This window comes from Sphingomonas sp. NY01, from assembly GCF_038809135.1.
Lineage (GTDB): Bacteria > Pseudomonadota > Alphaproteobacteria > Sphingomonadales > Sphingomonadaceae > Sphingomonas > Sphingomonas carotinifaciens.
Window position 1 is genome coordinate 640,868 of sequence record NZ_CP101722.1, and the last position, 22,056, is coordinate 662,923.

Sequence of the window (22,056 nt, forward strand, 5' to 3'; positions counted from 1 at the left end):
GCAGGGCCCCTCCCCCGAGGGGGGAGGGCCGGTTTGGGGTCAGGCGCCGTTCTGCTTCAGCGCGCTCTCGATGTCCTTCCAACTGATCGCGTTGGGGACGACCTTGCCATTGATGAGGAAGGTGGGGGTGCCGGACACGGTGCCGTCCTGCGTCTTGTCCTGCGTCTGCTTGGTCAGGCGGTCGATCTCGCCCATGTTGGCGAGGCATGCCCGCGCCTTGGGCTCGGGGATGCCGCGCTGCTTGACGAAGTTGATGAGGTCCATCTGCTCGGCCATCATGCGGATCGCATCGACGGGCTTTGCCGCCTGAAGCTGCTGCTGCATGGCCTGCGGCATCGCCTGCAGCTTGTCGTTGAAGCCGTTCTGCGCCTGGTACATCTGTTCGAGCAGCGGGAAGAAGGGCTGTGCGCCGCCGCACTGACCGAGCAGCGCCGGCGGCAGATCGGGCGCGCCGTGGACGAGGAATTCGCGGAATTCGAACGAGACCTTGCCCGAGCCGACATAGTTCTTCGTCAGCGGCTCATAGGCTTCGCGGGCGAAGGCGCCGCAGGTGGGGCACAGGCGCGAGCCATATTCGACCAGCTTGATCGGGGCGTTGGGGTTGCCCATCACATAGCCTTCCGCCGTCTTGGACACGGTGTCGGTCCAGTTCTGGCCGGCAGGGGCGGCGACCGGGGCGACCGGGCTGGCCGCGGTGGTGCTGTTGCCGTCGCCGCCGCCGCCGCAGGCGGCGAGAACGAGCGTGAGGGCCAGCGGGGCAAGACGACGCATCATGGCATGGATACTCCGTTGATCAGCGCGCGCCGGCGGCGCGCAGCAGGGGTTCGAGGCCGGCCCAGGCGAAGCTGTCCGCCTGCTTGCCGTTGACGATGAAGGCGGGGGTGCCCTGAATGGTGTCGGGCGCGGCGCTGGTCATCGCGACGATCCGGTCGATCGCGGCGCGATCGGCGAAACAGGCCTGGATGGCCGGATCGGTCAGGCCGCGCGCCTTCGCGATGTCGGACAGGCCGGCGCCGTCGGCGAGCGCGCGAAGCTGGGCGGCCAGCGGATAGGCGGACAGGCGCTGGGCGTTGTTCTGGTCGAATTCCGACCCGCGGGGCAGCCACGTCTTCTGCGCGGCGAAGATCGCCTGATGCGTGCCGAAAAAGCCCCGGGCGCCGCCGCACCGCGCCAGCACGGCGGCGGCGAGATCGAGGCGGTCGCGGATGAAGTGGCGCAGCTCCAGACTGGTCGAGCCGGAACGGATCATGCGACCTTTCAGCACCGCATCCGATTCGTTGGCGAAGGCGGCACAGTGCGGGCAGGTATAGCTGGCATATTCGACCAGCTTCACGCGCGCGGCGGGATTGCCCAGCACATAGGCGCCGGCGGACGTCTGGGCGACGGTGGTCGTCCAGTCCTGTTTTGGTGCCGCGGCGGTGAGCAGGGCAAGGCCGAGAAAGGCAAGGATCAGGCGCATCAGGACACCTTGGGCAGGCCGCGGGTGGCAGCGACGCCGGCGGCAAAGGATTCGAGCACGGCGCGCAGTTCGGGATCCGCGATCCCCTTCAGCCCGTCGCCCATTTCGGGCGGCACGGGTTGCGGCGCAGGCGGCGCCTTCCTGGCGGGCATGCGCGCCGGCAGCTCGCCCTGGCGGATCTGGATGCGGGCGACCGCGCAATAGCCGAAGAAGCGGTTCACCCGCTCGATGATCTCGGGCTGGATATGCTGCATCATCGGCGCGTGTGCGCCGCGCACGACCAGCGTCAGCGTGCCGTCCTGCTTCTTGCCATGGGGAAAGCGAATCGATTCGGGGGCGCTGGCCGCGGACAGGCGCGGGCCGACGATATCGGGCCAGCGGCTGACCACCGCGCTTTGCACGAAGCCGAAGCGGCGAAAGGCCGCGCCGCCGATGGCGGGCAGCAGTTCGGACACCGCACGCGAGCGGTTCGAACGAACGGATTCAGGTCGGGGGGCGCCGGCGCGCTTGCTCATGGGCGACGCCATGCCATAGCGGGCGGGTGGACGCCAAGCGATCTTCGATACCCGACCGGCTGCTCGCCTGGTACGACCGACACCGGCGCGACCTGCCATGGCGCGCCAAACCCGGCGAGGTGCCCGATGCCTACCGGGTCTGGCTGTCCGAGGTGATGCTCCAGCAGACGACGGTGGCGGCGGTGACGCCGCGCTTCGAGGCGTGGGTCGCGCGCTGGCCGGATTTCGCTAGCCTGGCGGGGGCGGACGAGGCCGACGTGATGGCCGCCTGGGCGGGGCTGGGCTATTATGCGCGGGCGCGCAACCTGGTGAAGGCGGCGAGGGCGGTGGTGGCGGAGCATGGCGGTGCCTTTCCGCGGACGGAGGCGGGCTTGCGCACGCTGCCGGGGCTGGGGGCGTATACGGCGGCGGCGGTGGCGGCGATCGCGTTCGGCGAACGGGCGGTGGTGGTGGACGCCAATGTGGAGCGGGTGGTGGCGCGATTGTTCGCGATCACCACCCCGCTCCCTGCGGCGCGGCCGGCGATCCGGGCGGCGGCGGAGACGATCACCCCGGATGCGCGGGCGGGCGATTTCGCGCAAGGAATGATGGACCTGGGGTCGGGCGTGTGCACGGTGCGCGCACCCAAATGCCTGCTCTGCCCCTTGCGCGAAGCATGCGACGCCTTCGCCTCGGGCGCGCCGGAGCGGTTGCCGGTGAAGGCGGCGAAGAAGGCGAAGCCGCAGCGGCACGGGACGATCTTCTGGCTGGAGCGGGAGGGGTGCGTGCTGCTGGTGCGGCGGCCGGACAAGGGGTTGCTGGGCGGTATGCGCGCGCTGCCGACGGGGCCGTGGGTGGAGGTGCCGCCGGGGCTGGCGGAGGCGCCGGCGGAGACCGACTGGACGGTCCTGAACGGTACGGTGGCGCACGGTTTCACCCATTTCGATCTGGAACTGGCGCTGGCGCGTGGCATGGCGGAGGTTGAACCATCGGTGGCGGGCGAATGGTGGCCGATCGACGCGATCGGAACCGCGGGTCTGCCGACGGTGTTCGCCAAGGCTGCGGAACGGTTGAGGACTGGTCGATGAAGCGGATGATGGTCGTGGGCGTCGCGCTGGGCGTGGCGGGATTGGGGGCGGTGGTGCAGGCGCAGCCGCAAGCACAGCGGCAGTTGTCGTCGCAGGCACCTGCCGCCCGGACGGCGGCCGCCCTCCTGCCCGCCACGCAAAGCCTGCTCGACGGCTATGTCCGCGAGGGCAAGATGCCGGGCATCGTGGTGGCGATCGGGCGCGGGGACGGGCCGACGCTGTTCCCCGCCGCCGGCCGGGGCGGGCTGGAGCCGAACGCGCCGGTGGCCGGGCCGGACACGCTGTGGCGCGTGTATTCAATGACCAAGCCGATCACCGGCATGGCGGCGATGATGCTGGTGGAGGATGGCCGGTTGAAGCTGGACCAGCCGATCAGCGACTTCTTTCCCGGCTTTGCGAAGATGCGGGTGCTGACCAGCCCGGACACCAGCCTGACCTCCGTGCCGGCGAGGACGCCGATCACGGTCCGCCACCTGCTGACCCATACCGCCGGCCTCAGCTATTCGATCAATGCCAAGGGGCCGATCCTGAAGGAATATGAGCGGCTGGGGATCGTGCCCGCCGCGGTCAACGCGACGGTCGAGGCGAAGATGCGCGCGACCCGGCCGAAGACGCTGGCCGAATTCGCCACGCGCGTCGCCACCTTGCCGCTGATCGCGGAGCCGGGCACCAGGTGGAGCTATTCGATCGGGCTCGACGTGATGGCGGCGGTGATCGAAAAGGCATTGGGCATGCCGTTCGAGCAGTTCGTCTCCACCCGGCTGTTCCGGCCGCTGAAGATGACGTCGAGCTACTGGCAGGTGCCGGCTGCACAGGCAGGACGGCTGGCGACCAATTACAGCTTTGTCGGCGATACGATGGTGCCGCTCGATCCGGCGGCGACCTCCGTCTTTCGACAGGCGCCGAGCTTTCCCTATGGCGGTGCCGGGCTGGTGATGTCGGCGCGCGATTACGACCGTTTCCTGCACATGCTGCAGGATGGCGGCACGCTGGACGGGGTGCGGGTGATGAAGCCCGAGACGGTGGCGCTGGCCATGTCGAACCTGTTGCCAGTGGGCGTGCGCTTCGGCGGCGTGGCGGCGAGCACCGGGGGCACCAATGCCGAGGTGCCGATGGGTTACGGCGCGGGCGGATCGGTGCTGCTGGCGGATCAGCCGGGGGGTGCGGGCAAGGGCACCTATGGCTGGGGCGGTGCGGCGGGGACGGTGGCGTTCGTCGATCCGTCGCGCGGGGTGCGCAGGACGATCATGGTCAACTACTTCCCGTCCAACCGGTATCCGCTGCGCGAACAGGTGCTGGGCGCGCTCGCCAGGGATGCGGCACGGTTGGGGGCGCGATGAGCGAGATGCCCGCGATCGGCTTTACCGGCGGCCGCCTGAACCGCGCAGATGCGCTGCGCCACGATGCCGAGGGGCTGGCGGCGGCGATGGCGGATCCGGCGGCGCGCCTGCTGGCGATGGACGACTATGTGCCGGCGATGGCGGACGGGCGGCTGGGCTGGACCGCGCTGCCGGGCATGCCGGGCGATCTGGTGCTGCTGGGGCTGGACGAGGGCGGGGTGCCGCATTTCGCCGCGATCACCGGGGCGCCGGCGCGGGGGCGCTCGTTCGAGCTGATCGCGGCGCTGCACGCGCTCAACGCGGGTGAGGCGGCGACCTATGCGGCGGCGCGCAGCGTGCTGGACTGGCATGCGCGGCACGGCTTCTGCGCCAATTGCGGCGGCGTGACCCGGCCGTTCCGCGCCGGTTGGGGCCGCGCCTGCCCGATGTGCGGGACCGAGCATTTTCCGCGCACCGATCCGGTGGTGATCATGATCGCCGAGCATGAGGGACGGGCGCTGCTGGGGCGGCAGCCGGCCTTTCCGCCGAGGCGCTACTCGGCGCTGGCGGGCTTTCTGGAGCCGGGCGAGTCGATCGAGGAAGCGGTGGCGCGCGAGGTGGCGGAGGAGGCGGGCATCGTGGTGCGCGACGTGCGCTATGTGGCGAGCCAGCCCTGGCCGTTCCCGTCGTCGCTGATGATCGCGTGCATCGCCCGCGCGGACAGCGACGCGATCACGCTGGACACCAACGAGCTGGAGGATGCGATCTGGGTGACGAAGGCGGAGATGCGCGCGGCACTGGCGGGCGAGGCGGGGCGGTTCGTGGTGCCGCCCGCCTATGCCATCGCGCATGACCTGATGCGGGTGTGGGCCGGAGGCTAGAGCCAGACGACATGAGGTTAAACCATGATCCGTTCGTCTCGAGTAGCCGTCGAGTAGCGGCGAAGCTGCGTATCGAGACGGCGTATCGAGAGACAGGTTCGCGCGCGGGGCGATGCCTCGATACGGTGAGCCGGTGAACATGCCCCCGGCATGTTCAGGATCGTCCGGGGGACGATCCGACCTGCTCACCTCGATACGCTCCTGCGGAGCTACTCGATCTCTACTCGGCACGAACGGATCAACGTAAAGTTATCACGGTCTAAGGGGCTATCCCCGCGCGCGGGCCTGGCGGTAGGTGCCGAGGATGCGGACCCATTTGGAATGGAAGCCGAGTTCCTCCACCGCGCGGTCGAACGCCGCGTCGCCCGGCTTGCCGTCGACATCGGCGTAGAATTCGGTCGCGGCAAAGGTGCCGCCGCGCTGGTAGCTTTCCAGCTTGGTCATGTTGACGCCGTTGGTCGCGAAACCGCCCATCGCCTTGTAGAGCGCAGCGGGGATGTTCTTCACCTCGAAGATCAGCGTCGTCATCCATGGGCCTTCGCCCGCCGGCGGACGGCCGCCGCGGGCGAGCGTGACGAATCGGGTCATGTTGTGGTCCGCATCCGCAATGTCGGTGGCGAACAGGGTCAGGCCGTAAATGTCGGCGGCGGCGGGCGGCGCGAGCGCGGCGACGGTGGGATCGCCCAGCTCGGCGACGCGTGCGGCGGCGCCTGCGGTATCGGGATAGGCGACCGGCTGTATCCCGTGCGCGCGCAGCCAGTGGCGGCACTGGCCCAGCGCCTGCGGGTGGCTCATCGCCTCGCGCACCGTGTCGCGCGTGCCGAGCCCCATCAGCGCGTGGCGGATCGGCAGGAAATGCTCGCCGGTGATGACCAGTCCCGATTCGGGGAGCAGGAAATGCATGTCGGCGACGCGGCCGTGCAGCGAGTTTTCGATCGGAATGATCGCACAATCGGCGCGACCGTCCTTTACCGCATCCAGCGCATCGGCGAAGTCGAAACAGGGAAGCGGCAGGCCGTCCGGAAAGGCCTGCGCCATGGCGACATGACTGTTCGCGCCCGGCGCCCCCTGAAACGCGACCGCGCGTTCCGGCTGGGCGGCGGCGGCGGCCGACATGGCGGCGACGATCGGGCGGGCGGGGGCGGGATAGCTCTCCATGATGGCCAAGCGCGGTACGGAGCCGGCGCGCATCGATCAAGCGCCGCTTGCAGGGGCGGGCGTGGTTTCCTAAGGGTCGTGTCAGGAGAGCATAAACGGGGGCCCTTGCGCCATGGATCTGAAGACCAACACGATCGCGGGATGGGTGCTGGGCGCGTGCGGCGCCGCACTGGGATTGGCGATCGCGGGGGGCATGATCTTCCACGGCGAACGCCCCGAAAAGATGGGCTATGCCATCGAAGGCGTCGAGGAAGCCGGCGCCGGCGGTGCGCCGGAGGTGGCGATCGCCTCGCTGCTGCCCACGGCCGATGCGGCCAAGGGCGCGGAAGTGTTCAAGAAATGCGCCGCGTGCCACACGATCAACCAGGGCGGTGCCAATGGCATCGGGCCGAATCTCTACCACACGCTCGGCGAGCCGATCGGGCAGGGCAAGGGCGGCTTTGCCTTTACAGACGCGCTGAAGGCGGTGGGCGGCAACTGGGACTTCGAGAAGATGGACGCCTGGCTGCGTTCGCCGCGCAAGTTCGCGCCGGGCACCAAGATGACCTTTGCCGGCCTTGCCAATGCCGAGGACCGGGCGAACCTGCTGGTCTATCTGAACGCGCAAGGGTCGAACCTGCCCTTGCCGGCCGCGCCGGCCGCCGCGGCGGCGGGCGGCGATGCGGCGCCCGAGGCGGTGCAGAACGTCACCGACGATGTGCGCGGCGAGACCGGCGCGGTGGCGAACACCGGCACCCCCGCCTCCGGCGCACCGTCGGTCGACCCGCAGGCGGCGATCGAGGGCGAGAAGTCGCCGGTCAAGTGATCGGCGCATGCCGGCGGCGCGGCTGAACCTGTCGCTGCCGCTGGTGCAGGCGCCCATGGCGGGCGTCTCCACCCCGGCGATGGCGGCGGCGGTGTGCGAAGCCGGCGGACTGGGGTCGGTCGCGCTGGGCGCGAGCGATGCGGCGGGTGCGGCGGCGATGATCGCGGACCTGCGGGCGCGGACCGCGCGGCCCTTTGCGGTCAATCTGTTCGTCCATGCCGCGCCGCACGATGATGGCGACCGTGCGGCGGGGTGGATCGACGCGCTGGCGCCGACCTTTGCCGAATTCGACGCGGTGCCGCCAACGGCGTTGCGCGCCATCTATCCCAGCTTTGTCGAAGATGATGCCATGCTGGCGCTGTTGCTGGCGACGCGACCGGCGGTGGTGAGCTTTCACTTCGGCCTGCCCGGTTCGGACCGGATCGCAGCGTTGCGGGCGGTGGGCTGCCTGCTCCTTGCCAGCGTGACGTCGCCGGCCGAGGCGGCGGCGGCGCGGGCGGCCGGGATCGATGTGCTGGTGGCGCAGGGGATCGAGGCGGGCGGGCATCGGGGCGTGTTCGATCCGGCGGCGCGCGACGATGCGCTGGGGACGCTGGCGCTGGTGCGGCTGCTGGCCAGGGCGGCGGTGCCGGTGATCGCGGCGGGCGGGATCATGGACGGTGCGGGCGTCGATGCCGCGCTGGCACTGGGGGCGGTGGCGGCGCAGCTTGGTACGGCGTTCATCGTCTGCCCGGAAAGTGCGGCGGACGACGCGTACCGTGCGGCGCTGATGGGGCCGGGGGCGGCGCATACGGTGATGACGCGGGCGATTTCCGGGCGGCCGGCGCGGTGCTTGCCCAATCGCTTTACGGCGCTGGGCGAGCGGCTGGCGGCGGCGGTGCCGGCGTATCCGATCGCTTATGATGCGGGCAAGGCGCTGAATGCGGCCGCGAAGGCTGTGGGCGAGACGGGATATGGCGCGCAATGGGCGGGGCAGGGGGCGCCGCTGGCGCGGGCGATGCCGGCGGGCGATCTAGTGCGGGTGATTGCGGGCGAGATGCGGTGAACTGTGCAAAGCCCTCTCCCCTCGGGGAGAGGGTTGGGTGAGGGGTAGACCAGCAGCGCTGCGCTGCTTGGCGGCCCCTCACCTTCCCACTGCCTCGCGGCAGCGGGCCGCTCCAGCATCAGGTCGTTCATGCCCCCGGCATGAACTAAACAGCGCGGGGCGCTGTTTACCTGATGCTCCCTGTGGGGGAGAGGGAGAGTTGCCTCACACCGCGTCGGCCTTCTTGGCCTGTTCCTCGTAGAAGTGGCGGACCACGTCCCAAGCTTCCTCGGCCGTCTCCACATAGGTGAAGATGCCGAGATCGCGCTCAGACACCACGCCTTCCTCGACCAGTGCGTCGAAGTTGATGACGCGTTCCCAGAATTCCCGGCCGAACAGCAGCACCGGGATGGGCTGGATCTTGCCGGTCTGGATCAGGGTGAGCAGCTCGAACAGCTCGTCAAACGTGCCGAAGCCGCCGGGGAATGCCGCAAGTGCCCGTGCGTGCAGCAGGAAATGCATCTTGCGCAGCGCGAAATAGTGGAATTGCAGGCTGAGCGAAGGCGTGACGTAGGGGTTGGGCGCCTGTTCGTGGGGCAGCACGATGTTGAGGCCGATCGAATCGACGCCGACGTCCGCTGCACCGCGGTTCGCCGCCTCCATGATCGAAGGGCCGCCGCCCGAGCAGGCGACGAAGTGGCGCATGCCGTTGGCGTCGCGTGGCAGGCGGCTGGTGATGCGCGAAAGCTCGCGCGCGATGTCGTAATATTTGCTCTTGGCGACGAGGCGCTCGGCGATCCGGCGCGACGCATCGTCGGTGGCGAGGTCGAGCAGCGCCTGCGCCTTGGCAGGCTCCGGGATGCGGGCCGAGCCGTAGAAGACGAAGGTGGAGGCGATCTTGGCCTCCTCCAGCAGCAGTTGCGGCTTCAGCAGTTCGAGCTGGAAGCGGATCGGGCGCAGATCCTCGCGCAGCAGGAAATCCATATCCTGGAAGGCGAGGCGATAGGCCGGATGTTCGGTTTGCGGGGTCGAGACGCTGGTCTTGGCGGTCTCGGCATCCTGGCTGGCACGCGGGAAGACGCGGTTTGGTACGCGGGTATCGGTCATCGCGGCCAAATACGGGAAAGTGCAGCCGCTTGCTAGGGGGCGGCGCTACCGGCAGAAATGGGCGCGGTCGTCCTCCAGATGGAGGTGATTGCGGTGCGCGGCGTTGTAATTGGGGGTCAGCACGGTGCCGAAGCGGCGGCAGGCCGAGGTGCGGATCGCCTGCAGGAAACGCTGCGTCGCCGGATCGGGCGAGGACCAGTCGCGCAGGATGGTGATGCGCCGCCCGTCCTTCAGCACGAAGCCGCCGATATCGACCGCATTGGCGAGCGCGTGGCCCGAGCGCCGGTCGCCCATGCCGCGCGTGCCGACGATGTTGCGGCAGGCATAGGTGCCCATCCCCTCGACCCGCGCGAGTTCGGAGCCGAGGACCTGATAGGCGGCGGGGGCGACGGCGTTGCGCACCCAGCCGGCAAAGGCCCGCGCCGCGCCGCAGCGCATCGCGGTGACGCCGGTGACGGGGACGCCGATATCGGTCAGCTGTACCGCGCCGTAGAGGCCGCAGCCGTTTCCGTAATCCTTGGGCGGCAGCTCGCGATAGTCCACGCCCTCGCGGCGGAGATCGGCCTGGCACTGGGCGGTCTCGCGGGTGGAGGGCCGCAGCGGCTCGGCCCTGGCGCGCGGGGTGGTGGGGCGATCGGTTCGGCCGCAGGCGGTGAGGGCAAGGGCGAGGAGGATGAGGGGGGGCAGGCGTCGCACGGTTCGTCTGTGCGGGAGGGTGTCCGCGGGATGCAAGTGGTTAGCGGTGAGTTGCCTATCTCCCTCGCCCCTCCGGGGAGAGGGAGGGGCCCGTCGCGAAGCGATGGGAGGGTGAGGGGGCGCCAAGCAGTGCTTCCGCCCGTGGCCGCCCCTCACCCTTCCCACTACCTGACGGCAGCGGGCCCCTTCCCTCTCCCCGGAGGGGCGAGGGGGAAGAAGGTGCTTGCCCTTGGCATCCTACCTCCTTAGAGCCGGCGTCGGGCCACGCGGTCCCAACGCCGCGCGTGCTCTCTGTGAGGAGAGTCTATATGACTGATACAACTGCCGCCGACGCCACTCTTGCGCCTGCGAAGCCCGCTACGAAGCCGGCACGCCCCTATTTCTCCAGCGGTCCCTGCGCCAAGCCTCCGGGCTGGGATGCGGCCAAGCTCGCGACGGACAGCCTCGGCCGTTCGCATCGCTCGAAGCTGGGCAAGCAGCGGCTGCAATATTGCATCGACCTGATGCGCGAGCTGTTGAAGCTCCCCGATACCCACCGCATCGGCATCGTACCCGGATCGGACACCGGCGCCTTCGAAATGGCGATGTGGACGATGCTGGGCGCACGGCCCGTCACCGCGCTCGCCTGGGAAAGCTTTGGCGAAGGCTGGGTGACCGATGCGGTCAAGCAGTTGAAGATCGATCCCACCGTCCTGCGCGCCGATTACGGGCAGTTGCCGGATTTGAGCGCGGTCGACTGGTCCAACGACGTGCTGTTCACCTGGAACGGCACCACCTCGGGCGTGCGCGTGCCGAACGGCGACTGGATCGCCGAGGATCGCGAGGGGCTGTCGTTCGCCGACGCGACCTCGGGCGTGTTCGCCTATGACCTGCCGTGGGACAAGATCGATGTCGCCACCTTCTCGTGGCAGAAGGTGCTGGGCGGCGAGGGTGCGCACGGCGTGCTGATCCTGGGGCCGCGCGCGGTCGAGCGGCTGGAAAGCTACACGCCGGCATGGCCGCTGCCCAAGGTGTTCCGCCTCGTCTCCAAGGGCAAGCTGGCCGAGGGCGTGTTCAAGGGCGAGACGATCAACACGCCGTCGATGCTGGCCGTCGAGGACGCGATCTTTGCGCTGGAATGGGCCAAGGGGCTGGGCGGCGCCGAGGCGCTGGTCAAGCGGTCGGACGCGAACGCCGCGGCGCTGAACCGGATCGTCGAGGCGCGCGACTGGCTGGGCCATCTGGCGGAGGACCCGGCGATCCGGTCGACCACCAGCGTCTGCCTGACGGTCGAGGGCGCGGACGAGGCGCTGATCAAGAAGATGGCGTCGCTGCTGGAGGCCGAAGGCGCGGCCTATGACGTGGCGGGGTATCGCGATGCGCCGTCGGGCCTGCGCATCTGGTGCGGGGCGACTGTCGAGACCGCGGATATCGAGGCGCTCGGGCCGTGGCTCGACTGGGCCTACGCGACCGCGCGGGGGTGATCCCTTCAAGCCCTCTCCCCACCGGGGAGGGTTGGGTGAGGACTGCCAAGCAGCGCTTTCGCCCGTGTCTGCCCCTCACCCTCCCCATGGCGGAGCCATGGGTCCCCTCCCTCTCCCCGTGGGGGAGAGGGCGAGATTCCAAATTCCTTGCAGGAGCAATGTCATGCCCAAGGTACTTATTTCCGACAAGATGGACCCCAAGGCCGCGCAGATCTTTCGCCAGCGTGGCGTCGAAGTGGACGAGATCACGGGCAAGACGCCCGACGAGCTGAAGGCGATCATCGGCCAGTATGACGGCCTCGCCATCCGCAGCTCGACCAAGGTGACCAAGGACATCCTGGCGCATGCGACCAATCTGAAGGTCGTGGGCCGGGCCGGCATCGGCGTCGACAATGTCGATATTCCCGCCGCCTCGGCACAGGGGGTGGTGGTGATGAACACGCCGTTCGGCAATTCGATCACCACCGCCGAACATGCCATCGCGCTGATGTTCGCACTGGCCCGCCAGTTGCCGGAAGCCGACGCGTCGACCCAGGCCGGCAAGTGGGAGAAGAACCGCTTCATGGGCGTGGAGCTGACCTCCAAGACGCTGGGCCTGATCGGTGCGGGCAATATCGGATCGATCGTCGCGGACCGGGCACTGGGCCTAAAGATGAAGGTCGTCGCCTATGACCCGTTCCTGACGCCCGAGCGCGCGCTGGAAATGGGCGTGGAGAAGGTGACGCTGGACGAACTGCTGGCACGCGCGGACTTCATCACGCTGCACACGCCGCTGACCGAGCAGACCCGCAACATCCTGTCGGCCGAGAACCTGGCCAAGACGAAGAAGGGCGTGCGCATCATCAACTGCGCGCGCGGCGGCCTGATCGACGAGGCGGCGCTGAAGCAGGGGCTCGATTCGGGCCATATCGGCGGCGCGGCGCTCGACGTGTTCGTGACCGAGCCGGCCAAGGAAAGCCCGCTGTTCGGCACGCCCAACTTCATCTCCACCCCGCATCTGGGCGCATCGACCAACGAGGCGCAGGTCAACGTCGCCATCCAGGTCGCCGAGCAGATGGCGGATTATCTGGTGACGGGCGGGATCACCAACGCGCTGAACGTGCCGAGCCTGTCGGCGGAGGAAGCGCCCAAGCTGAAGCCGTACATGGCGCTGGCCGAGAAGCTAGGCTCGCTGGTCGGGCAACTGGCGCATGGCGGCATCGCGCGCATCTCGGTGCATTCGGAAGGTGCGGCGGCCGAACTCAACCAGAAGCCGATCGTGTCGGCGGTGCTGGCCGGGTTCCTGCGCGTCCATTCGGACACGGTGAACATGGTCAATGCGCCGTTCCTGGCCAAGGACAAGGGCATCGAGGTGCGCGAGGTGCGGACCGAGCGCGAGGGCGATTACCACACGCTGGTGCGCGTCAGCGTCAAGACCTCCGACGGCGAGCGTTCGGTGGTCGGCACGCTGTTCGGCAACGAGGCGCCGCGCCTCGTCGAACTGTTCGGCATCAAGGTCGAGGCCGATCTGGACGGGCCGATGCTGTATGTCGTCAATGAGGACGCGCCGGGCTTTATCGGCCGCCTGGGCACCACGCTGGGCGAGGCGGGCGTGAACATCGCGACCTTCCACCTGGGCCGGCGCTCGGCCGGGGGCGAGGCGGTGGTGCTGCTGTCGCTGGACGAGGTGGTGTCGGCCGAATTGCTGGCGACGGTGAAGGCGTTGCCGGGGGTCAAGACGGCGATGGGGTTGAAGTTTTGAGGTGAGGGGGCGTTAAAGCCCTCTCCCCTCCGAAGAGGGTTTGGGTGAGGGGTTGCCAAGCAGTGCTGCTCTGCTGGTCTGCCCCTCACCCTTCCCACTGCCTGACGGCAGCGGGCCCCTTCCCTCTCCCCGGCGGGGAGAGGGCGTGTTAGTCTCCCGTCTGGGAGGCCTCATGAAACCCGATCCGGTGTTGCGGGACCGTGCTCGTGCGATGCGGCGGCAGATGACTGAGGCGGAAGCGCGGCTCTGGTGGATCATCCGCAATCGACAGATCGGTGGGATCAAGGTTTCGCGGCAGGTACCCATCGGCCCCTACATCGCCGATTTCGCCGCATGGATGCCGCGATTGGTCATCGAACTTGACGGCGATACGCACACGGACCAAGCCCGCGACGCGCGCCGGACGGTGCAGATCGAACAGCAGGGCAATTGTGTGATCCGCTTCTCCAATCAAGATGTCACGACCAATCCGGAGGGCGTGGCGAGCGTCATCCTTGGTGGAGGAGCGGCGGCATGACCGCCCTCCTGCCCGAAGGCTTTCACGACCGCCTGCCGCCTTTCGCCGACGCTGCCGCGGCGGTCGAGGCGCGGGTGCTGGAAGCGGCGCGGCTGCATGGGTATGAGCGGGCCGATCCGCCGCTGATCGAGTTTGCGCAGGCGTTGGCGTCGCGGTTGAAGGCGGGGGGGCTGCACGATGCGGTGCGCTTCGTCGATCCGGTGTCGCAGCGGACGCTGGCGCTCAGGCCCGACCTGACCGCGCAGGTGGCGCGGATCGCGGCGACGCGGATGGGGCACCACCCGCGGCCGGTGCGGCTGTCCTATGCGGGCACGGTGGTGAAGCTGCGCGCGTCGCAACTGGCGCCTGCGCGCGAGTGGCGACAGATCGGGGCGGAGCTGATCGGGCTCGATTCGGTGGCGGCGGCGACCGAAATCGTGCGCGTCGCGGTGGAAGCGCTGAGCGCGGCCGGGGCGACGGGCATCTCGATCGACTTTACGCTGCCCGATCTGGTCGACACGCTGGCGGCGGGGCCGTTGCCGGTGGCAGCGGAGCAGGTCGGACCCTTGCGCGAGCGACTGGACGCCAAGGATGCGGGCGGGGTGGCGGCGATCGCGCCGGACTATCTGCCGCTGGTCGAGGCGGCGGGGCCGTTCGCGTCGGCGATCGAGCGGTTGCGCCGCCTCGACGTGCACGGCGTGCTGGCCAGCCGGCTGGATGGGCTGGAGGCGATTGCAGCCGCGCTGGGCGACGGCGTCGCGATGACGCTGGACCCGACCGAGCGGCATGGCTTCGAATATCAAAGTTGGCTGGGCTTCTCGCTGTTCGTGGCGGGACCGCCGCGCGAGGTCGGGCGGGGCGGCACCTACACCCTGATCCACGAGGATGGCCGCGAGGAGAAGGCGACGGGCTTCTCGCTGTACGCCGATGCGATCGTGGCAACCGCGCCCAGGGACGAGCGGCGGCGCCTGTTCCTGCCGGTGGGGACGCCGCATGCCGATGGCGCGGCGCTGCGCGGGCAGGGATGGGTGACGGTGCAGGCGCTGGAGGCGGATGATACGCCGCAAGCGCAGCTTTGCACGCATGTCTGGACCGGCGGAGTGCCGCAGCGGCTGTAGCGGCACGCTTGCCCCTTTCGTGCGTTCGCAACCCCGGAAAACCGGGAGACGCAGATGGGCAGGATGGTGGACGGCGCGTGGCAGCCGGGCAAGGTGACCGAGGATTCGAAGGACGGCGCCTTCAAGCGGCAGGATTCGGGGTTTCGCGAATGGGTCACCGCCGATGGCGGCCCCGGCCCCGATGGCCAGCCCGGGCGCCCCGCCGCGGCCGGGCGCTACCATCTTTATGTCAGCTATGCCTGCCCCTGGGCGCACCGGACGCTGATCGTCCGGGCGCTGAAGGGGCTGGAGGCGATGATCGACGTGTCGGTGGTCGATCCGGTGATGCTGGACCACGGCTGGACGTTCGAGACGGGCCGCGGCGGCACCGGTGATCCGCTGCACGGCGCCGACTATCTGTGGCAGCTCTATGCGCGCGCCAGACCCGGTTACAGCGGCAAGGTGACGGTGCCGGTGCTGTGGGACCGGGAGACCGGGACGATCGTCAGCAACGAATCGGCGGAGATCATCCGCATGCTGAACACCGCGTTCGACGGGCTGGGCGCGACGCCGGGCGACTTCTACCCCGAACCGCTGCGGGCCGAGATCGATCGCGTCAATGCCGAGGTCTACGACCGGGTGAACAACGGGGTGTACAAGGCGGGGTTCGCGACGTCGCAGGATGCGTATGAGGCGGCGGTGCATCCCCTGTTCGAGACGCTGGACGCGCTGGAGGCGCGGATGGCGGGCGGTGCGTGGCTGGTCGGGGAGGCGATGACCGAGGCCGATATCCGGCTGTTCACCACGCTGGTGCGCTTCGATGCGGTCTATCACGGGCATTTCAAGTGCAACCTGCGCCGCATCCGGGACTATCTGGCGCTGGAGGCGCTGCTGGAGCGGATGCTGGACGTGCCCGGGATTGCGGACACGGTGCATCTGGATCACATCAAGACGCATTATTATGCCAGCCACCGCGACCTGAACCCCAGCGGCATCGTACCGGCAGGGCCGGTCCTGTCCTGGGCGGACCGGGTTGCCGGTTGACCTGTTCGCGCGGGCTCGCTAACCGCCGCCCCCGTCCACTGATGAACCGCCTGCGTGCCGAGTCCTGTCGAAGGGCGCGCGGGTCCGATGCGGCAGGTGGGAACATGCATCCATGGCAAATGTAGCAGTCATCGGCGCGCAATGGGGCGACGAAGGCAAGGGCAAGATCGTCGACTGGCTGGCCGAGCGCGCCGACATGGTCGTGCGCTTCCAGGGCGGGCACAATGCCGGCCACACGCTGGTCGTCGGCGACAAGGTGTACAAGCTGTCGCTGCTCCCGTCCGGCATCGTGCGCGGCACGCCGTCGTTCATCGGCAACGGCGTGGTGCTGGACCCCTGGGCGCTGAAGGCCGAGATCGCGCGGCTGGGCGAACAGGGCGTGGTCGCCACGCCCGAGACGCTGCGCATCGCGGATAGCTGCACGCTGATCCTGCCCTTCCACCGCGACCTGGACGGCCTGCGCGAGGATGCGAGCGGGGCGGGCAAGATTGGCACCACGCGGCGCGGTATCGGCCCGGCCTATGAGGACAAGGTCGGCCGCCGTGCGATCCGGGTGTGCGATCTGGCCCATCTGGACGATCTGGGGCCGCAGCTCGACCGGCTGTGCGCGCATCACGACGCCCTGCGCGCCGGCTTTGGCGAGCCGCCGATCGACCGCGAGCGCCTGCTGTCCGATCTGCGCGAGATTGCGGGCTTCGTGCTGCCCTTCGCCAAGCCGGTCTGGCGCGACCTGAACGAAGCGCGCGAGGGCGGCAAGCGCATCCTGTTCGAAGGTGCGCAGGGCGTGCTGCTCGATGTCGATCACGGCACCTATCCGTTCGTCACCTCGTCCAACACGATCGCGGGCACCGCGGCAGGCGGATCGGGCCTGGGGCCGAGCGCGGTCGGCTTCGTGCTGGGAATCGCCAAGGCCTATACGACGCGCGTCGGATCGGGGCCATTCCCGACCGAGCTGGAGGACGAGACGGGCGAGCGGCTGGGCGTGCGCGGGCATGAGTTCGGCACGGTGACCGGGCGCAAGCGGCGTTGCGGCTGGTTCGACTCGGTGCTGGTGCGCCAGTCGGCCGCGGTGAGCGGGATCACCGGCATCGCGCTGACCAAGCTGGACGTGCTGGACGGGTTCGACGAGGTGAAGATCTGCACCGGTTATCGGCTGGACGATCGGACGCTCGATTATTTCCCGACGCATGCGGCCGAGCAGGCCAAGGTCGAGCCGATCTACGAGACGATGGAAGGCTGGCAGCAGTCGACCGCGGGCGCGCGAAGCTGGGCCGACCTGCCGGCGCAGGCGATCAAATATATCCGCCGGGTCGAGGAATTGATCCGCTGCCCGGTTGCGCTGGTGTCGACCAGCCCGGAGCGCGAGGACACGATTTTGGTCCGCGATCCGTTCGTCGACTGAGGAATCGAGCGCTTCTTCCAGGTTGGTACGGGGGAAGCGTCAGTTCTTTGCGGGCGCGTCCGACATGCTCGTCGGGGTACCGTCGGATGGCTCGGTCGTACCATCGGGCGATGGTGGGGTGCTCGGCCGGGGAGCGGGCGCGGCGGTGGTCGGCGGGTCCAAGTGGCGCTCGTCGCGCGAAGAGGGGCGATCATCGTCGCCACGCATCGATGGCTGTTCTTCGCCCGGCGCGGTGGCCTCACCCGGTTTCGATTCGACCGGAGCGCCGCTAATTTGCGCCGTTGCGGCAGCGGGCAGGGCGATTGCGACCAGGGTCGCGGCCGCGATACGATGCATGGCCGTCATCCTTCCCAAAGGCGAAACCCCCACGCCAGTGGCGCGGGGGTGTCCCGTATGACGTGACTTACGGCGTGCCGCCGGTGCCCGGCGTGGTCGGAACCGTACCGCCAACGCTGCCGCCCGGTGTGCCCATCGTGCCGGTGGTGCCCATCGAACCCGTGGTTCCAGTCGTTCCGGTACCGCCCATGGTGTCACCGGTCGTGCCGGTGGTGCCGGTGCCCGTGTCGTCGATCGTGGTAGGCGTGCCCGGCGTCGAGGTGGTGCCGGTCGTGGTGGCCGAGCCGCGGTTGCGATCGCGCGTGGTCTTGCCGCGCTCGCGGGTCTGGGTCGTGCCGGTACTCCGATCCTGGGTAGGCGACATGGTGGTGCCCGGCGTGCCCATCTGGCCGCTCATCGTGCCGGTCTGGCCGCCCATGGTGCCGGTCTGGCCACCCATGGAGCCGCCCGTGGTGGACGTCTGCGCCATCGCCATGGCCGGGACAATCAGCGCGCCAGCCGCGATCATATGCTTGATACGCATGGCTTTCTCTCCTGCTTTGTTGTGTTTGCTCTCAACGAAGCGGGATAGGGTGTGTTCCGGACTTTATCCGCACTGACCCCGATGAAGTAACGCTTGGTCGGCAAGTACAAGCGCGACCATCGCCTCCACCACGGGCACGCCGCGAATACCAACACAGGGGTCGTGACGGCCCTTCGTCGCGATCTCGGCTGCGGCTCCGTCGCGGTTGATCGTCTCGACGGGGGTCAGGATCGAACTGGTCGGCTTGAACGCGCAGCGCAGGCGGATCGGCTGGCCGGTCGCAATGCCGCCGGCGATGCCACCAGCGTGGTTGGCAAGGAAGTGCGGGCCATCCGCACCGGGGCGCATGGGGTCGGCATTCTGCTCGCCGGTCAGCGCCGCCGCGGCGAAACCGTCACCGATCTCGATACCCTTGACCGCATTGATGCTCATGCAGGCGGCGGCCAGTTCGGAATCGAGCTTGGCATAGAGCGGCGCCCCCCAGCCGGCGGGAACGCCCGTCGCCTCGCAGGCGACCACCGCGCCGACCGAGGACCCGGCCTTGCGGGCGGCATCGACGATCGTTTCCCAGCGCTGCGCCGCGGCGGCATCGGGACAGAAAAACGGGTTGGCGTCGATCTGCGCATCATCGAACGCCGCATAGTCGATGGCGTCGCCGCCGATCGCCTCCACCCAGGCGCGGATGCGGACCTGGGGGATCACCGCCCGCGCCACGGCGCCGGCCGCGACGCGCGCCGCGGTTTCGCGCGCCGACGAGCGCCCGCCACCGCGATAGTCACGAAAGCCGTATTTGGCGTCATAGGCATAATCGGCGTGGCCGGGACGATAGGCCTTGGCGACGTCGGAATAATCCTTCGACCGCTGGTCGACATTGTCGATCATCAGGCTGATCGGGGTGCCCGTGGTGCGCCCCTCGAACACGCCGGACAGGATGCGGACCTGATCGGGTTCGCGCCGCTGCGTGGTGAAGCGCGAGGTGCCGGGGCGGCGCTTGTCGAGCCAGGGCTGGATATCCGCCTCGGCCAAGGGGATGCCCGGCGGGCACCCGTCGACCACGGCACCCAGTGCGGGCCCGTGGCTCTCGCCCCAGGTGGTGAAGCGGAACAGGCGACCGAAGGTGTTGAAGCTCATGCGCTCCTCTCCCCATGGGGGAGAGGAAGGGGCCCGCCCGGCATAGCCAGGTGGGAAGGCGAGGGTGCGAGGGCAGCCAGTATGGCCGAACTCACGGCGTCAAGGTGCTGCATGACATCGGTATTCGTAAATCTGAGCACCCGGTATCCTTCCTGTTCCAGATAGGCCGTGCGCCGGCGATCGTCACGCTCGGCTTCATCTCCGCTATGACTTTCGCCGTCGACTTCCACCACCAATCGCGCCGATTGGCACACGAAATCGGCAAAGAATGGTCCGATCCGCTGCTGGCGCCGGAATTTGGCATCGCCGACATTGCGACCCCGCAGGATAGCCCACAGGCGACGTTCGGGCGTCGTCGCGTCACCTCGAAGGTCGCGTGCGCGGCTGATGGTGCCGTCGCCTTCGATGAACCTTGTCTGCGACACCAACCCTCACCCTCCCATCGCTGACGCGATGGGCCCCTCCCTCTCCCCCAAGGGGAGAGGGGTCAAGCGTGATCCTCGCCCAGATGCGCAAAGGCCGGCGCATGGACCGCGTCGCCGCGGACGCCGCAGGGCATGGCACCGCCCTGAAGGGGGAGCGCCATCAGATGCTCGCCGGCATAGGGCGAGGCGAAGCCCTGTGCCCAATCCGCGGCGAAGCCGAAGCGACCATAATAGGCCGGGTCGCCGAGCACGAAGCACAGATGGACGCCGGCCTGGCGCAGATGGTCCAGCCCGGCCTCGACCAGCGCTTCGCCGACACCCTGGCGGCGATAGGCCGGGGCGACCGCGACGGGGGCCAGCGCGACCGCGGCGATCGCCTTGCCCGCGACATCCACCTGCATGCGGCTGAACACCACGGTGCCGGCGAGCTCGCCGCTATCCTCGTCGTCCGCGATCAGCGTCAGCACCATGTCGCCCGACAGGCAGAGTCGCTGGACCAGCAACGCCTCGTCCGGGGCGGGAAAGACCGTGCGGAGCAGCGCGTCCAGCGCGGCAATATCGCCGCCGGTCGCGGGACGGATGGCGATGCTCATCGGATCAGGAAAGGGCGATATCCGGCGCGTCCTCGGCCTTCATGCCAATGACGTTGTAGCCGGCATCGACATGGTGCGTCTCGCCGGTGACGCCGCTGGCAAGATCGGACAAGAGATAGAGGCCCGCCCCGCCGACATCCTCGATCGTGACGTTGCGGCGCAGGGGCGAGTTCAGTTCGTTCCACTTCATGATGTAGCGGAAGTCGCCGATGCCGCTGGCCGCCAGCGTCTTGATCGGGCCGGCGGAGATGGCGTTGACGCGGATCTTTTCGGGGCCGAGGTCCATGGCGAGATACTTGACGCTGGCCTCCAGCGCCGCCTTGGCGACGCCCATGACGTTGTAGTGCGGCACGACCTTTTCCGCGCCGTAATAGCTGAGCGTCAGCATGCTGCCGCCCTCCGGCATCATCGCGCGGGCGCGCTTGGCGACGGCGACGAAGCTGTAGGCGGAGATGTTCATGGTCATCAAGAAATTGTCGAGGCTGGTGTCGACATATTTGCCGCGCAGCTCGTTCTTGTCCGAATAGCCGATCGCGTGAACGACGAAATCGATCGTCGGCCACGCCTCGGCCAGCGTGGCGAAGGCGGCGTCGAGCCGGGCCATGTCGGACACGTCGCAATCGATCAGCAGGTCGGAGCCGAGCTGTTCGGCGAGCGGCTTGACCCGCTTCAGCAGGGCATCGCCCTGATAGGCAAAGGCGAGTTCGGCGCCGGCCTCGCGCAGCTTCTGCGCGATGCCCCAGGCCAGCGACTTGTCGTTGGCGAGGCCCATGATCAGCCCCCGCTTGCCCGCCATCAATCCATTCACGCCGTTACCGCTCCTGCCGGTGTCCCTTGGTCCGGCTGCCCCTCTAGCGCCGGTTCGGGCGGTTCCGCCAGTGCCGCGTTCAAATGCGCGCCAAAGACCAACCCCAGACCGATCAGATAGAAGAACAACAGCATCACCACAACGCCGGCCAGGCTGCCATAGGTTAGATCGTAGCCGCCGAGTTGCGCCAGGACGAGGGGGAGGGCGGCGGTCATGGTGACCCACCAGATGGCGGTGAAGAGGGCACCGGGCCATTTGAGGCAGGCGCTTTCGCGGTATTTGGAGGGGGTGACGGAGTAGAAGAGCATGTAAAGCGCGCCGAACATCACCGCGCCGGGGATGAAGCGCGACAAGCCGACCCAGCCCGCGACATTTTCCGCCAGCGGAACAAGGCGGTAGATGAACTGCTCGGCCGCGGTCAGGATACCGCCGACCAGAAAGGACAGCAGCGCCAGCACCACCGAGCAGACGATGACGAAGGATGAGGACAGCCGCGATTTCCAGAACGGCGCGGTGGAGCGCACGCCGTATGCGCGGTGAAAAATGTCGCGAATGGTCTCGATAAAGCTGCCGACCGTCCACAAGCCGACCAGGCCGCCCAGCCAGAGCAGCGAGCCGGTGCGTGCGGCCAGCACGTCGGCGATCGGCTTGCGCAGGATGTTGGACACATCGGGCGGCAGGACGTGCAGGAAGGAGGTGACGGCGCGCTGCGTCTCGTCGCTCTGGCCGACCAGCGAGGCGATGGCGGCGGCGACGATGAAGAACGGGAACACCGTCATCAGCGCCAGATAGGCAAGGTTGCCGGCATGGATGAAGCCGTCGGTATAGACGCCGAGCAGCGCGCGCTTCGCGACCTCGAACACCTGCGAGCCGGGCCTGACCCTGGCCAGTTGCTTGTTGAGCTTGCGCCGCGCGCCGTGGTGGCGCGCGCGATCTTCCGGGGTCAGGCCGCTGGTCGCATTCATC

24 protein-coding genes are annotated in these 22,056 nt (G+C 68.7%); 11 read left to right on the forward strand and 13 right to left on the reverse strand.

Annotated features, from left to right (window positions below; translation table 11 throughout):
* Positions 1–39 precede the first annotated feature (39 nt).
* Genes NPJ82_RS03185 through NPJ82_RS03195 form a run of 3 tightly spaced genes read right to left on the reverse strand, consistent with a single transcriptional unit; the run spans position 40 to position 1,974 of the window.
* Positions 40–774 (reverse strand): thioredoxin domain-containing protein, encoded by a 735-nt coding sequence (locus tag NPJ82_RS03185; RefSeq protein ID WP_149682225.1) that lies wholly within the window; start codon positions 772–774, stop codon positions 40–42.
* 19 nt (positions 775–793) lie between these two features.
* The gene (locus tag NPJ82_RS03190) at positions 794–1,459 is read right to left on the reverse strand and encodes a thioredoxin domain-containing protein (RefSeq protein ID WP_342658335.1); all 666 of its coding nucleotides are present in this window, start codon (positions 1,457–1,459) and stop codon (positions 794–796) included.
* Positions 1,459–1,974: a DciA family protein gene (locus NPJ82_RS03195; RefSeq protein WP_235903998.1), complete on the reverse strand. Its 516-nt coding sequence runs from the start codon at positions 1,972–1,974 to the stop codon at positions 1,459–1,461. The genes NPJ82_RS03190 and NPJ82_RS03195 overlap by 1 nt, the downstream gene beginning before the upstream one ends.
* Positions 1,975–2,033: 59 nt before the next feature.
* Here NPJ82_RS03195 and NPJ82_RS03200 point away from each other — a divergent pair, with 59 nt between their 5' ends.
* Genes NPJ82_RS03200 through nudC form a run of 3 tightly spaced genes read left to right on the forward strand, consistent with a single transcriptional unit; the run spans position 2,034 to position 5,241 of the window.
* On the forward strand, positions 2,034–3,041 hold the full coding sequence (locus tag NPJ82_RS03200; RefSeq protein ID WP_342658950.1) for an A/G-specific adenine glycosylase: 1,008 nt from the start codon (positions 2,034–2,036) through the stop codon (positions 3,039–3,041).
* The gene (locus tag NPJ82_RS03205; RefSeq protein ID WP_342658336.1) at positions 3,038–4,381 is read left to right on the forward strand and encodes a serine hydrolase domain-containing protein; all 1,344 of its coding nucleotides are present in this window, start codon (positions 3,038–3,040) and stop codon (positions 4,379–4,381) included. The genes NPJ82_RS03200 and NPJ82_RS03205 overlap by 4 nt, the downstream gene beginning before the upstream one ends.
* Positions 4,382–4,386: 5 nt before the next feature.
* Positions 4,387–5,241: an NAD(+) diphosphatase gene (nudC, locus tag NPJ82_RS03210; RefSeq protein WP_342658951.1), complete on the forward strand. Its 855-nt coding sequence runs from the start codon at positions 4,387–4,389 to the stop codon at positions 5,239–5,241.
* A 267-nt stretch (positions 5,242–5,508) separates the two neighbouring features.
* On the opposite strand, the gene NPJ82_RS03215 is transcribed toward nudC, so the two are convergent.
* Complete coding sequence (locus NPJ82_RS03215; RefSeq protein ID WP_342658337.1) at positions 5,509–6,399, reverse strand: prephenate dehydratase; 891 nt, start codon at positions 6,397–6,399, stop codon at positions 5,509–5,511.
* A 112-nt stretch (positions 6,400–6,511) separates the two neighbouring features.
* On the opposite strand from NPJ82_RS03215, the gene NPJ82_RS03220 reads away from it, so the two are divergent.
* Both NPJ82_RS03220 and NPJ82_RS03225 read left to right on the forward strand, forming a co-directional pair.
* Positions 6,512–7,204 (forward strand): cytochrome c family protein, encoded by a 693-nt coding sequence (locus tag NPJ82_RS03220; RefSeq protein ID WP_149682222.1) that lies wholly within the window; start codon positions 6,512–6,514, stop codon positions 7,202–7,204.
* 7 nt (positions 7,205–7,211) lie between these two features.
* Entirely contained in the window at positions 7,212–8,249 is a 1,038-nt protein-coding gene (locus NPJ82_RS03225) for a nitronate monooxygenase (protein WP_342658338.1), read from the forward strand.
* 204 nt (positions 8,250–8,453) lie between these two features.
* Here the strand turns inward: NPJ82_RS03225 and NPJ82_RS03230 are convergent, their stop codons facing one another.
* The gene (locus NPJ82_RS03230; RefSeq protein WP_112381988.1) at positions 8,454–9,335 is read right to left on the reverse strand and encodes an LOG family protein; all 882 of its coding nucleotides are present in this window, start codon (positions 9,333–9,335) and stop codon (positions 8,454–8,456) included.
* A gap of 45 nt (positions 9,336–9,380) precedes the next feature.
* The gene (locus NPJ82_RS03235) at positions 9,381–10,031 is read right to left on the reverse strand and encodes an extensin family protein (protein ID WP_342658339.1); all 651 of its coding nucleotides are present in this window, start codon (positions 10,029–10,031) and stop codon (positions 9,381–9,383) included.
* A gap of 308 nt (positions 10,032–10,339) precedes the next feature.
* On the opposite strand from NPJ82_RS03235, the gene NPJ82_RS03240 reads away from it, so the two are divergent.
* The 6 genes from NPJ82_RS03240 (at position 10,340) to NPJ82_RS03265 (ending at position 17,274) form a co-directional block, all read left to right on the forward strand.
* Complete coding sequence (locus NPJ82_RS03240) at positions 10,340–11,494, forward strand: phosphoserine transaminase (protein WP_342658340.1); 1,155 nt, start codon at positions 10,340–10,342, stop codon at positions 11,492–11,494.
* Positions 11,495–11,657: 163 nt separating this feature from the next.
* Positions 11,658–13,235: a phosphoglycerate dehydrogenase gene (gene serA / locus NPJ82_RS03245; RefSeq protein WP_342658341.1), complete on the forward strand. Its 1,578-nt coding sequence runs from the start codon at positions 11,658–11,660 to the stop codon at positions 13,233–13,235.
* Positions 13,236–13,407: 172 nt separating this feature from the next.
* The gene (locus NPJ82_RS03250; protein WP_342658342.1) at positions 13,408–13,752 is read left to right on the forward strand and encodes a DUF559 domain-containing protein; all 345 of its coding nucleotides are present in this window, start codon (positions 13,408–13,410) and stop codon (positions 13,750–13,752) included.
* Positions 13,749–14,849: an ATP phosphoribosyltransferase regulatory subunit gene (locus tag NPJ82_RS03255; protein ID WP_342658343.1), complete on the forward strand. Its 1,101-nt coding sequence runs from the start codon at positions 13,749–13,751 to the stop codon at positions 14,847–14,849. Before NPJ82_RS03250 ends, NPJ82_RS03255 begins: the two co-directional genes overlap by 4 nt.
* 54 nt (positions 14,850–14,903) lie before the next feature.
* Entirely contained in the window at positions 14,904–15,872 is a 969-nt protein-coding gene (locus NPJ82_RS03260; protein ID WP_342658344.1) for a glutathione S-transferase family protein, read from the forward strand.
* 112 nt (positions 15,873–15,984) lie between these two features.
* Positions 15,985–17,274 carry an adenylosuccinate synthase gene (locus tag NPJ82_RS03265; protein WP_342658345.1) on the forward strand — a complete coding sequence of 430 codons (1,290 nt, stop codon included), beginning with the start codon at positions 15,985–15,987 and terminating at the stop codon, positions 17,272–17,274.
* 39 nt (positions 17,275–17,313) lie between these two features.
* Here NPJ82_RS03265 and NPJ82_RS03270 read toward each other — a convergent pair whose 3' ends face one another.
* From NPJ82_RS03270 to NPJ82_RS03300, 7 genes are all read right to left on the reverse strand, one after another.
* The gene (locus tag NPJ82_RS03270) at positions 17,314–17,610 is read right to left on the reverse strand and encodes a hypothetical protein (protein WP_342658346.1); all 297 of its coding nucleotides are present in this window, start codon (positions 17,608–17,610) and stop codon (positions 17,314–17,316) included.
* Positions 17,611–17,677: 67 nt separating this feature from the next.
* Positions 17,678–18,133, reverse strand: a complete 456-nt coding sequence (locus NPJ82_RS03275) for a hypothetical protein (RefSeq protein WP_342658347.1) — start codon at positions 18,131–18,133, stop codon at positions 17,678–17,680.
* 63 nt (positions 18,134–18,196) lie between these two features.
* Positions 18,197–19,264: a chorismate synthase gene (gene aroC, locus NPJ82_RS03280; RefSeq protein WP_342658348.1), complete on the reverse strand. Its 1,068-nt coding sequence runs from the start codon at positions 19,262–19,264 to the stop codon at positions 18,197–18,199.
* On the reverse strand, positions 19,261–19,689 hold the full coding sequence (locus tag NPJ82_RS03285) for an endonuclease domain-containing protein (RefSeq protein WP_342658349.1): 429 nt from the start codon (positions 19,687–19,689) through the stop codon (positions 19,261–19,263). Before NPJ82_RS03285 ends, aroC begins: the two co-directional genes overlap by 4 nt.
* Before the next feature lie 62 nt (positions 19,690–19,751).
* Positions 19,752–20,282 (reverse strand): N-acetyltransferase, encoded by a 531-nt coding sequence (locus tag NPJ82_RS03290; protein WP_342658350.1) that lies wholly within the window; start codon positions 20,280–20,282, stop codon positions 19,752–19,754.
* A gap of 4 nt (positions 20,283–20,286) precedes the next feature.
* On the reverse strand, positions 20,287–21,090 hold the full coding sequence (gene fabI, locus NPJ82_RS03295) for an enoyl-ACP reductase FabI (RefSeq protein WP_342658351.1): 804 nt from the start codon (positions 21,088–21,090) through the stop codon (positions 20,287–20,289).
* Positions 21,087–22,055 carry a YihY/virulence factor BrkB family protein gene (locus tag NPJ82_RS03300; RefSeq protein ID WP_112382002.1) on the reverse strand — a complete coding sequence of 323 codons (969 nt, stop codon included), beginning with the start codon at positions 22,053–22,055 and terminating at the stop codon, positions 21,087–21,089. The genes fabI and NPJ82_RS03300 overlap by 4 nt, the downstream gene beginning before the upstream one ends.
* Position 22,056 lies beyond the last annotated feature (1 nt).